This window comes from Nonomuraea sp. NPDC049152 (assembly GCF_040648355.1).
GTDB lineage: Bacteria > Actinomycetota > Actinomycetes > Streptosporangiales > Streptosporangiaceae > Nonomuraea.
The window spans coordinates 395888-407216 of record NZ_JBEZDO010000004.1; the positions used below are offsets into that span (position 1 = coordinate 395888).

Genomic DNA, 11329 nt, shown 5'->3' on the forward strand with positions numbered 1-11329 from the left:
CTTGCGCTGATTCGGAACAGCATTCTGTATTGCGGAATTAGGAGCACCCAATGAGACTCGGCACCGTGCGAGTCGGCGAGACACGTTTCGCCGCGACGGAGCGTGAGGGACTCTGGTACGCGTTGGACGTTCCCCCCGGCACCCCACTGAAGGCGGTCCTGGCCGAGGGGCCCGAGGAGTTCGGGCGCCTGGCGGTCTCGGCCGCCAGGCCCCTCGCGGGAGCGATGCCCGTGGCGCCGCTGAAACCGGGAAAGATCGTGGCGATCGGGCTCAACTACCTCGACCACATCCGTGAGGCGGGGATGGACAGGCCCGAGCGTCCGCTGATGTTCGCCAAGTTCCCCTCCAGCGTCATCGGTCCAGGTGAGCCCATCGTCATCGACGCCGACCTGACCGAGCGGGTGGACTGGGAGGTCGAACTGGCGGCCGTCATCGGGACGCCGCTGCGCCACGCGAGCCCGTCGCGGGCGCTGGCGGGGGTGGCCGGATACACCGTGGCCAACGACGTCTCGGCCCGCGACCTGCAGTTCGCCGACGGCCAGTGGACGCGCGGCAAGAGCCTGGACACCTTCTGCCCGCTCGGCCCCGCCATCGTGACCCCCGACGAGCTGGGCGACCCGCAGGCGCTGCGGCTGTGGACGGCCGTCAACGGCGAGACCGTGCAGGACTCGAGCACGGCCGAGATGCTGTTCGGCGTCGCCGAACTGCTGGCCTACTGCTCGCGCGCCTTCACCCTCGAACCCGGTGACGTCGTGCTGACAGGCACCCCGTGGGGTTGCGGCGAGTTCATGGACCCGCGCAGGTCCCTGCGTCCCGGCGACACCGTCGAGGTGGGCGTCGAAGGCATCGGCACGTTGAGCAACCCCGTGGCAGGAGGCCCGCGTTGAAGGCATTGGTGTTCACCGGCCCCGGCGTCGTCGAGATCCTCGACGTGGCCGAGCCGGAGGTCGGTGAAGGCGAGGTCCTCGTTCACGTGGTCACCTCGGGCATCTGCGGCAGCGAGCTGCACGGGGTCAGGACGCCCGGCTTCAGGGTGCCGCCGCTGGTGATGGGGCACGAGTTCGCCGGCCGTACGGACGACGGGACGCAGGTGGTCGTCAACCCGATCCTGTCGTGCGGCACGTGCGACGTGTGCGCGATGGGGTTGCGCAACGTGTGCAGGAACCGGCGGATCGTCGGCGTGCACCGGCCGGGCGGTTTCGCCGAGCGCGTGGCCGTGCCCGCCGCGGCCGTCACGGCGCTGCCCACGAAGCTGGACTGGACGGCGGCGGGCATCGTGGAGCCCGCGGCGAACGCGGTGCACGCGTGGTGGTTGGCCGGAGCTCCCGCCGGAGCCCGCGTGGGGGTCATCGGCGCGGGCGCGATCGGTCTCGCCTGCCTGCAGGTCGCCCTCTCGGGCAAGGCCGCCAGGATCGAGGTGGCCGACCGCTCGGAGAGCCGCCGCGCGATCGCGGCCCGCCTCGGCGCGGACGCCGCCGTGGCGGAGCTGACCGGCGAGTACGACGTGATCTTCGACGCGGTGGGCGCCGCCGTCACCCACGAACAGTCGGTCGCGCTGCTGCGGCCTGGCGGGGTCGCGGTGTGGCTGGGCCTGGCCGACGACGTCGCGGGCTTCGACGCCGCGGCGCTCGTGCGCGGCGAGAAGCGGGTGCTCGGCTCGTTCGCCTACACCGACGCGGACTTCGCCACGGCCGCCGAGCTGGTCGGCGGCTGGGACCTCAGCTGGGTCGACACCTTCCCGTTGATCGAGGGAGCGGTGGTCTTCACCACCTTGATGAACGGTCACACTGTTCCCGTCAAGGCCCTGCTCACCCCCTGAACCGAGGCAGCCGTGGACATCTCCCTCTCCCAGTACCGGCCGATCTCCCAGCTCACCGTGCCGGTCCATCTCGTCGACCGGGCCCGCGTGCCCGCCGTGGACGCGCACATCCACCTCGGCCGCTGGCTCACCGACGACGGCGACTGGATGGTCAAGGACGTGCCCGCGCTGCTGGAGACGATGGACGAGCTCAACCTGCGGGGCATGGTCAACCTCGACGGCCGCTGGGGCAGGGAGCTCGCCGCGAATCTGGAACGTTACGATGCCGCCCATCCAGGCCGGTTCGCCACGTTCTGCCACGTCGACTGGTCGCGGACCGCCGAGCCGGGATCCGGCTTCGGCGAGCGGCTGGCCGCGCAGCTGCGGGCCTCGGTGGCCGAGGGCGCGGCAGGGCTCAAGGTGTGGAAGGACGTCGGCCTTCGCCGCCGCGACCACCGCGGCGAGCTGGTCATGCTCGACGACGAACGGCTCGCGCCGCTGTGGGCCGCGGCGGGGGAGCTCGGCATCCCGATCGCCCTGCACACCGCCGACCCCGTCGCGTTCTTCCAGCCGATCGACGAGCGCAACGAGCGGGTCGAGCAGCTGATGGCCCGCCCCGACTGGGCGTTCTCGGGGCCGGAGTTCCCCCGATTCGAGCGGCTGATGGAGGCGATGGAGGCGATGGTCGCCGCCCATCCGGCGACGACCGTGATCGGCGTCCACGCGGGATGCTGGCCGGAGAACCTCGGCTGGGTCGGCGGCATGCTCGACCGCTACCCCAACTTCCACATCGACATCGCCGCCCGCCTCGCCGAACTGGGGCGCGCCCCGCGCGCGACGCGCGAGCTGGTGCTGCGTCACCCGGACCGCGTGCTGTTCGGGACCGACGAGATCCCGCCCGACCCCGACGTGTACCGCATCCACTTTCGCTTCATGGAGACCGCCGACGAGGCCTTCGCCCACTCGACGGAGGACCCGCCGCTGATGGGACGCTGGACCATCAGCGGGCTCGACCTGCCCGACGACGTGCTCGGGCAGGTCTACGCCGGCAACGCGCTCAGACTCGTGCCGAGGCTGGCGTGAACGGGTGGCCCCGCGCGCGGCAGGGCCACCGCGCCCGCTCACTTACACGGCTTGTACGGCTTGTCGTGCAGCGAGTAGTCGGTCGCCTTCTTGATGGAGTTGAACTTGAGCTGGTTCGCCTTGGTGCAGAAGCTCGAGGGCGAGGTCTTGTACTCCACCTGGAAGACCGGCTTGCCCGCGCTGACGAAGGCCGACAGGTCGCCGCACTCCTTGAACTGGAAGCACTCCTCGTTGACGGCGTAGTCGAAGACCGACACCAGGTCGTCGATCTGGCTGAGGTCGTTCTTCAGCGCGACGGACAGACCCTTCCTGTGGGCGATCTCGGCCAGGGCCTTGTTGTAGATCAGCTGGGTCGCCGGGCTGATGTCCCAGCCCGTGACCTGCTTGCCCTCCTCGTGGGCGTGCACGACGTCGAACTCGACCCCGTCGAACCCTGCCTGGACGCACTTGTCGACGCGGGGCTCCATCATCTTCAGGAGGAAGTCACGCTGACCCTTGTCGTTGTTGATGTTGGCCCAGCGCTCGTTCGGGAACTCCTCGCTGAACGGGTTGCCCAGCAGGGAGTTGCCGTGGCTCTTGTGCCAGTCGACGAACTCCTGGTAGTCGGGCCTGAACTCCTCGATCGACCCCGCGTCGATGTAGCAGATGGCCTTGGCGCCCTTGGCGTGGATGGCGTTGACGCCCGCGGTGTTGAGCGTGGTGTTGTTGCCCGCGATCTCGGCGTCGACGTACAGGTCGATGTCGAAGACGGTCGGCCGCACGCAGGCGCCGCCGGTCTGCGGGACCTCGCAGATGTTGACGTTGATGCCGCCGGTCGAGGCGAAGGCCGCGTTGCCCTGGAGCTGGTACTGCCAGCGGCTCTGCACCGGCGGGCGCCAGATCGCCGCGCTCGCCGACGCCCCGGAGCCCTTGGCGGTGCCGGGGGCGGCTGTCGTGGTGGCGGCCTCGGCGGACGCCGTGAGGCCGAGCGCGGCGACCGGCAGTAACGCCGTGACCGCGGTCAACCGAGTGTAGATCGATCGGAGACTAACCAACGCACTCTCCTTCTATTCCATATCGCGGAATGATATTCCGCCATTAAGGAAATCGGGCAAGATCGGAGGTTGTCAACCTTCCTCTTGATGTCGAGAATTCCGCAAAACGGATGAACAGCGTCACTCCTCCGCGGACACTAGATCTTTCCGCCTAGCGGAACTCTAGTCTGTATCGCGGATGGGTGGCTATACTCACCGCACGCAGTGGGCCCCCTCGCCCGCCGTGCTCTGTGGAGGGAACCCCATGGCACGCATCGTCTTCATCGGCGCCGGCAGCGTCGAGTTCACCAAGAACGTCCTCTCCGACATCCTGACATTTCCGGAGCTCGGGGAATCGACCCTGGTTCTGCACGATATCGACCCCGAGCGGCTGGCCACGGCCGAGGCCATGGCCGGCTGGATGGTCACGGAGCTCGGGCTTGGCGCCAAGGTGGAGGCGCACCTCGACCGCCGAGCCGCCGTGGACGGCGCCGACTACGTGATCAACGAGATCGCCGTAGGCGGGTACGCCGCCACCCGTTTCGACTTCGAGATCCCCCGTCGCTACGGCCTGCGCCAGACGATAGCCGACACTCTCGGTATCGGTGGCATCTTCCGGGCGCTTCGCACCATTCCGGTGATGGTGGGCCTGGGCAACGACCTGGCCGAGCTGGCGCCGGACGCGCTGCTGCTCAACTACACCAATCCGATGGCGATGATCCCCCGTGCCGTCTACCAGGGAACGCCCTTCAAGAACGTCGTCGGCCTCTGCCACTCCGTCCGCGACACTCAGGCCAGGCTGGCCTCCCTGGTGGGCATGCCGGAGGAGGAGGTCTCGTTCGTCACGGCGGGCGCCAACCACCAGGCGTTCGTGCTCAAGTTCGAGCACAAGGGCCAGAACCTGTACCCGGCGCTCGACGAGGTCATCGCCGGCGACCCCGAGTTGCGCAGGACCGTCAGGGTGGAGATGTACCGCCGCTTCGGCTACTTCCCCACCGAGTCCAGCGAGCACGGCTCGGAGTACCTGCCCTGGTTCCTGCACCACGACGACCAGGTCGAGCACTTCCGCATCCCGGTCGAGATCTACCTGCGCTGGTCGGAGGAGAACCTCGACACCTACGAGGAGACCAGGCGCAGGCTGGCCGCGGGGGAAGGCGTCGAGATCGAGCCCGCCATGGAGCTGGCCTCCGAGGTCATCCACTCCATCGAGACCGGCACCTCGAGAGTCGTCCACGGCAACGTGCGCAACGACGGGCTGATCGCCAACCTGCCCGCCGACGCGTGCGTCGAGGTGCCGTGCCTGGTGGACAGGTCGGGCATGCACCCGACCAGGATCGGCGAGCTGCCGCCCCAGCTGGCCGCGCTGAACAGGACGTTCCTGAACGTGGGCGACCTGACCGTGAGGGCGGCGCTCGAAGGCCGCCGCGATCACGTCTACCATGCCGCCATGCTCGATCCCAACGCTTCGGCGACGCTCACGCTCCAGCAGATCCACGACCTCGTCGACGAGATGATCGCGGCCCACGGCGATCTGCTTCCCGAGGGTGTCCGATGAGGCGCGCGCTGGCCGCCGCCGCGGTCGTCACCCTTGTCGCCACCGGCTGCGGGGGTGGTGGCGACACGCGGGACGAGCAGCCGGCGGGCGGACCCGTCGAGATCACCATCTGGCACGGCCAGGAGGACGCCTCCGCCAAGTCGATCGAGAAGCTGGTCGACCAGTTCAACCGGAGCCACCCGGACATCAGGGTCAACACCGAGTCCGGCGGAGCCACGGCCGACGGCATGCTGCCCAAGATCACCGCGGCGCTCACCTCCGACGCCTACCCGGACATCGCCTACCTCTACGGCTCGTGGGCGCCCAACATCGCCAGGAACCCGAAGACGGCCGACCTCGCGGAGTTCGTCAAGGACCCGGCCGTCCAGTGGGACGACTTCTGGGCCAACGAGCGCGAGGCCGTCACCATCCAAGGCAAGGTCATCGGCTTCCCCGCCGTGGTCGACAACATGGTCGTCCTCTACAACAAGAAGGTGCTGGCCAAGGCCGGCGTCCAGCCGCCCAAGGCGGGCTGGACCTGGGACGACTTCAGGGCCATGGCCAAGCAGGCCACCAACGCCAAGGACGGCGTCTTCGGCACCACCTGGCCGATCAGCGGCGGCGAGGAGGCGGTCTGGGGTCTGTGGCCGATGGTCTGGCAGGCCGGCGGCGAGATCCTCGGGCCCGACAACAAGAAGGCGGTCTTCAACTCCGCGGCGGGTCAGCAGGCACTCGGCAGGCTGCGCGGCATGGCGGTCGACGACAAGTCCGTCTACCTCGACTCCAGCCCTTCGGAGAAGGGCCAGAAGCTGTTCGAGTCTGGACGGCTCGGCCTGTTCCTGTCGGGACCGTGGGTGCTGCCCGACCTGCAGGCGGCCAAGGTCGACTACGGCGTCTCGCCGCTGCCGGGCACGAACGGCAACCACGAGACCATCTCTGGGCCCGACAACTGGGTGGTCTTCGACCACGACGAGCGCAGGGTCAAGGCTTCGGCCACGTTCCTGGCCTGGCTGACGGCCGCCCAGCAGCAGCTGGTGTGGATGAGTGACACGGGCTCGCTGCCGATCAGGGAGTCGATCACCAAACTGCCCGGCTACCAGGACTACCTCGACAAGTACCGGGGCATCGACGTGATCTCGGCCAACCTGGCCAACGCCAAGCGGGTCAGGCCGGCGACCACCAGATACCCGAGGGTGTCCGCCTTCGTGGCCGAGGCCATCGCGCAGACCCTGCTCGGCAAGAGCGACGCGAAGACGGCACTCGACGAGGCCGTCGCCAAGTCGGACGCGGCGCTGGCCGTACCGGGATCATGAGCAGCACCGCGCTCAGCGCATCCACCCGCGCGCGCAGGCGCCCGAAAGACCGTAGGAAGCTCGGCGACAACATCGCGGGCTGGTCCTTCGCGGGACCGGCGACGCTGGTCATCCTGGGGTTCTCGCTGGTGCCCATGGCATGGGCCCTGGCGCTGTCGTTCACCGACTCCGACCTGATGACGCCAGGGCGCAACGTCGGGCTCGACAACTACCGGGCGCTGCTCGAGGACCCGGTGTTCTTCCAGGCCCTGCGGAACACCGGGCTGCTGCTGGTGCTCTACATCCCCACATCGCTGATCGCGGGCCTGCTGGTCGCGGTGCTGCTGAACAGGAAGGTACGCGGCATCGGGTTCTACCGGACCTGTTTCCTCGTGCCCTACATCGTCTCGGCCACCGCCACAGGCCTGCTCATGGGCTTCATCTTCGACCGCGACTTCGGCCTGGCCAACGGGCTGCTCGCCAAGCTGGGGCTGCCCATCCAGGGGCTGCTCAGCAGCCCCTCGCAGGCGATGTTCGTCCTGACGCTGATCTTCTTCTGGACGCGCTTCGGGTTCTCTGTGGTGATCTACCTGGCCGCGATCCAGGAGATCAGCAAGGAGGTGATGGAGGCCGCCTCGATCGACGGCGCGGGGCGGTGGACCACGTTCAGGCACATCATCGTGCCGTCGGTGCGCCCGATGACGATCTTCCTGGCGGTCTGGGGCGTGATCGACGCGCTGCAGTTCTTCGACCTGGTCATGACCACGACGAAGGGCGGCCCCGCCAACGCGACCGTGACCATCGTCTACTACGTCTGGCAGCTCGCCTTCACCTACTCCACCGCCGGGTACGGCGCGGCCGTGGCGTACGTGCTGTTCGCCGGAACCCTGCTGCTGATCGTCGTGGGCCTGCTGGTCGCGCGGCGGAGGGGAGCCACGGCATGAGACGCCTCCGCCTGCCCAGCAAGTGGCACCTGGTGCTGGCGCCCATGTCGGCGGTGGTCCTGCTGCCGTTCGTCTGGCTGGTGCTCAGCTCGGTGATGACCCAGGCCGAGCTCAACAGGTTCCCGCCGGCGATCTGGCCGGAGGGCATCGACCTGGGCGGCTACCGCACGGTCATCGAGCGCTCGAACTTCCTGCGCTGGTTCGTCAACAGCGTCGTCGTCTCGGGGGCGATCGTGCTGGCCCAGGTCGTGCTGTGCAGCATGGCGGGCTACGCGTTCGCCAGGATCAGGTTCGTCGGCTCCAAGCTGGTCCTGGTCCTGGTCATCGCCACCGCGCTGATCCCGTTCCAGCTGACGGTGATCCCGACCTTCCTGATCTTCAACAAGGTGGGGCTCACCGACACGCTGGGCGCGCTGATCGTGCCGCAGCTCAGCTCGGCGGTCGGCATCTACCTGATGACCTCCTTCTTCCAGTCGTTCCCCAAGGAGCTGGAGGAGGCCGCGCGCATCGACGGCTGCTCGCGCGTCGCGGTGTTCTACCGGGTGGTGCTGCCGGTGGCCAGGCCCGCCCTGGCGGCGCTGGCCGTCATCACGTTCATCACGGCATGGAACGACCTGTTCTGGCCGCTGGTGGCGATCAACTCGGAGGACAACTACACGGTCCAGGTGGGGCTGACGACCTTCCAGGGCCAGCACCGCGCCGACTGGCCGGCGATCATGGCGGGGACGGTGCTCACGACCCTGCCGGTGCTCGCGGTGTTCCTCTTCGGCCAGCGCCGGTTCGTCCAGGCGCTGACCGGCGCGGTCAAGGGCTGACGGGCCGGGCGCCGGCCGTCCGGCGGGGAGATCCGCGCGCTCCCCGCCGGACGCTCACATCTGCTCCGCCACCGCCCGCTTCAGGGCGTTGCCCACCTCTTCCATCCTGGCGGGTGACATGCGGTCCTTGATCGCCGTCACGCTCACCGCGGCGACGGGCGCGGTCCTGCCCATGAAGACGGGGGCGGCCACGCACCGCACGCCGTGCTCGTTCTCCTCCAGGTCGAGCGCGTAGCCGCGCTGCCGTACCTGGTCGAGGTGGGTGGCCAGCTTCGCGGGATTCGTGATCGTGTTGCGCGTCCTGGCCGACAGCGGGCCGTACCTGTCGGCCCACGCCTTGATCGCCTCGTCGGTCGGATACGTCCAGGCCAGCAGCGCCTTGCCGACGCCTGTGCAGTGGGCCGCGTTGCGGCCGCCCACGACCGAGGTCATCGTGATCGACCGCACCGCCTCGACCTTGTCGAGGTAGACGACCTCGCTGCCGTCGAGCATGGCCATGTGCACGGTCTCGGTGAACTCCTCGCTCAGCCGCAGCAGCAGCGGCCGCACCAGCGTGCGCAGGTCCATCGTCTCGTAGAACCTGAAGGCCGTCGCCAGCATCTCGGTGCCGAGGAAGTAGGGGCCGCCGGGCTCTGGCTGGGCGGCGAACCCGCGATGCTTGAGCGCGCCGAGCAGGCGGTGGAGCGAGCTCTTGGGGAGGCCGAGCCTGGTGGCGAGCTCGTCGAGCGTAACGCCCCTGCTGTGTTTTCCGATCTCCTGCAGGATGAGCAGGGCGCGATCGACACTGCCGACGGGGGACTGGGCCTCAGCCACTGCACTCTCCTCATGTTCCGCTTTGTGGAATGCTATCGCGTAATGCGGAACTTGGCGCGTTCCGTATTCTCCTACCTCACGTCACGGCGACGATCCTCGCCTCCTTCAGCACGCCCCGCTCGATGGTCAGCACCCCGATCGTGCCGTACGGCTGGCGGCGCCGGTCGGTGGGCGAACCGGGGTTGAAGATGCGCAGCCCCTCGCCCGACTCGTCCAGCGGGATGTGCGAATGCCCGAACACGACGAGGTCGGCCTCAGGGAACAGCCTGCGCATCCGCCCGAGCCTGCCCTTGGCGGGGCCGCTGTCGTGGATCATGCCCACCCTGAGACCGTCGAGGGTCAGCTCCAGGATCTCCGGCGCCGGCACGTCAGGACCGTCGTTGTTGCCCTTGACCACGTGCACGGGCGCGAACGCGGCCAGCTCGTCCAGCACGGAGGGCACGCACACGTCTCCGGCGTGCAGGATCGCGTCCGCGCCGCGCAGCCGGTCGGCCACCGGCGGCGGGCACGACTTCCAGCGGCGCGGCGCGTGCGTGTCGGACAGCACCACGACGTTCATGAGCTGCCCATACCCGTCAGCCGCCGAAATAGGTGACCGCGTTCTTCGTGGCCACCGAAGTCCACGGCACGATGAGGACGCCGCCGTCGCGCTCGAACACCTTGGCGTTGTCGCCCTCGGTGCCGAACTCCTGCGGCAGCGTCGCCACGGGGGTCGCCTTGCCCGAGGCCGCGTCGAGCCGCACCAGCCGGGGAGCCAGGTCCCGCCGGTCGCCCACCTCCAGCGCCAGCAGCCCCTTGTCGTCGGCGCGGACGTAGGTGAGCTTGGTGGCGTTGGTGCCCGACGACTCCCACAGCCGCTTGCCCGTCCTGAGGTCGAAGGCCAGCGCCGTGTTGCGCGAGCGCAGCTCGTTCGGCACGTTCTCGGGGAACGACGCCAGATACAACCGGTCCCCGTGGACGGCGTAGCGGTGCTCCTCGGCCATGCCGTCGAACATCGCGACCTTGTTCATGGTCAGCATGTCCACATGGCCGGCCTTGACCTCGACCTTGCGGCCCTGCTCGTCGAAGGCGACGAACGTGTCCTCGCCCCCGCGCTCCACGTGGACGATGACGGGCTCGGCCGACAGGACAGAGGGGCCGAGACCGAGCTCGCCCATCGGGTACCGCCTGACCGGCTTGCCGCTGTGCGGGTCCAGCACCTCGACGCGGTTCGGGGTGCCGGCGAACGCGCAGTCGTAGATCGCGACCACCCGGGCGGCGGCCGCGTGGGCGTCCTCGAGGTGGCAGCCTTCGGGCGGCGCGGCGGTCCACCGCTTGGCGCCGTCGGACAGGCGATAGCCGTACACCGTCTCGTCCACCGACACCACCACCATGTCGCCCGCGCCCATCACCTGCGGCGCGGTGAGCGTGTTGGACAGGCTGGACTTCTCCGCCGGGATGTCGATCTTCCAGGTGAGCCGGCCCTTGGCCGCGTCCACCCCTGCCAGGTGGTCGCACAGGCTGGCGCTGCCGTACGCGACCGCGGCCTTACCCGCCGCCAGCTCGGCGGTGGCCCCGCACAGCTGCTCGTCAGGGGAGGGCACCCCCCAAGCCCGCTTGCCGCTCTTGAGGTCGTAGGCGAGCAGGCCGTCCTTCTGGGCCCGGATGATCGTGGTGTCGGTCAGCCAGGCGGCGAAGGCCAGGCCTGTGGTGAAGTCGGTGCTGTCGGCGTTGGTCAGCGGGACCGCCCACTGGCCGAGCGCCTGCGCGTCGCCGGTCTGCGCGTTGCCCTGAGCGGTCGCCCGCCCGGACCCCGGGCCCGTGGTGGCCACGAACCACGCGGTGCCCGTGCCCACGGCCAGCAGCACCACGAGGCCGAGCACGACCAACAGCGCGGTGCGGCCCTTGTTCCGCGGCGGCTGTTGACGGGGGTAGGTCGGGCCAGGTGGGTAGGGCGGCTGCGGGTTCCACTGACCGGCGGGCCCTGGAGGCGGTCCATAGGAAGGCGGACCCGCCGGTCCACTGGGAGGGCCGTAAGAGGGCCCGCCTGCCGGTCCG

11 protein-coding genes are annotated in these 11329 nt (G+C 69.2%); 7 read left to right on the forward strand and 4 right to left on the reverse strand.

All coding sequences use genetic code 11. The features are described 5' to 3' along the window. Positions 1-50: 50 nt before the first annotated feature. From AB0B45_RS10800 to AB0B45_RS10810, 3 genes are read left to right on the forward strand one after another with little or no spacing between them, the layout of a single operon-like run. Complete coding sequence (locus AB0B45_RS10800) at positions 51-887, forward strand: fumarylacetoacetate hydrolase family protein (RefSeq protein ID WP_358128253.1); 837 nt, start codon at positions 51-53, stop codon at positions 885-887. Beyond that, positions 884-1819 carry an alcohol dehydrogenase catalytic domain-containing protein gene (locus AB0B45_RS10805; protein WP_358128255.1) on the forward strand — a complete coding sequence of 312 codons (936 nt, stop codon included), beginning with the start codon at positions 884-886 and terminating at the stop codon, positions 1817-1819. Before AB0B45_RS10800 ends, AB0B45_RS10805 begins: the two co-directional genes overlap by 4 nt. Positions 1820-1831: 12 nt before the next feature. Continuing rightward, positions 1832-2881, forward strand: a complete 1050-nt coding sequence (locus tag AB0B45_RS10810; RefSeq protein WP_358128257.1) for an amidohydrolase family protein — start codon at positions 1832-1834, stop codon at positions 2879-2881. A 38-nt stretch (positions 2882-2919) separates the two neighbouring features. Here the strand turns inward: AB0B45_RS10810 and AB0B45_RS10815 are convergent, their stop codons facing one another. Continuing rightward, complete coding sequence (locus AB0B45_RS10815; RefSeq protein ID WP_358128259.1) at positions 2920-3915, reverse strand: endo alpha-1,4 polygalactosaminidase; 996 nt, start codon at positions 3913-3915, stop codon at positions 2920-2922. 244 nt (positions 3916-4159) lie between these two features. Between AB0B45_RS10815 and AB0B45_RS10820 the strand changes: the two genes are divergently transcribed. The 4 genes from AB0B45_RS10820 to AB0B45_RS10835 are packed head-to-tail and all read left to right on the forward strand — an operon-like array spanning position 4160 to position 8479. Then, positions 4160-5449: an alpha-glucosidase/alpha-galactosidase gene (locus AB0B45_RS10820; RefSeq protein ID WP_358128261.1), complete on the forward strand. Its 1290-nt coding sequence runs from the start codon at positions 4160-4162 to the stop codon at positions 5447-5449. After that, positions 5446-6741: an ABC transporter substrate-binding protein gene (locus AB0B45_RS10825; RefSeq protein ID WP_358128263.1), complete on the forward strand. Its 1296-nt coding sequence runs from the start codon at positions 5446-5448 to the stop codon at positions 6739-6741. The genes AB0B45_RS10820 and AB0B45_RS10825 overlap by 4 nt, the downstream gene beginning before the upstream one ends. After that, entirely contained in the window at positions 6738-7664 is a 927-nt protein-coding gene (locus AB0B45_RS10830; protein ID WP_358128265.1) for a sugar ABC transporter permease, read from the forward strand. The genes AB0B45_RS10825 and AB0B45_RS10830 overlap by 4 nt, the downstream gene beginning before the upstream one ends. Next, positions 7661-8479, forward strand: coding sequence for a carbohydrate ABC transporter permease (locus tag AB0B45_RS10835; RefSeq protein ID WP_358128266.1), 819 nt, complete (start codon positions 7661-7663; stop codon positions 8477-8479). The genes AB0B45_RS10830 and AB0B45_RS10835 overlap by 4 nt, the downstream gene beginning before the upstream one ends. Positions 8480-8533: 54 nt before the next feature. Here AB0B45_RS10835 and AB0B45_RS10840 read toward each other — a convergent pair whose 3' ends face one another. The 3 genes from AB0B45_RS10840 to AB0B45_RS10850 all read right to left on the reverse strand — a co-directional run bounded on the left by AB0B45_RS10840 (position 8534) and on the right by AB0B45_RS10850 (position 11154). Then, positions 8534-9292, reverse strand: a complete 759-nt coding sequence (locus tag AB0B45_RS10840) for an IclR family transcriptional regulator (RefSeq protein ID WP_358128268.1) — start codon at positions 9290-9292, stop codon at positions 8534-8536. 76 nt (positions 9293-9368) lie between these two features. Beyond that, complete coding sequence (locus AB0B45_RS10845) at positions 9369-9851, reverse strand: metallophosphoesterase family protein (RefSeq protein WP_358128270.1); 483 nt, start codon at positions 9849-9851, stop codon at positions 9369-9371. Positions 9852-9867: 16 nt separating this feature from the next. Next, on the reverse strand, positions 9868-11154 hold the full coding sequence (locus AB0B45_RS10850) for a PQQ-binding-like beta-propeller repeat protein (protein WP_358128272.1): 1287 nt from the start codon (positions 11152-11154) through the stop codon (positions 9868-9870). Between the last annotated feature and the right edge of the window lie 175 nt (positions 11155-11329).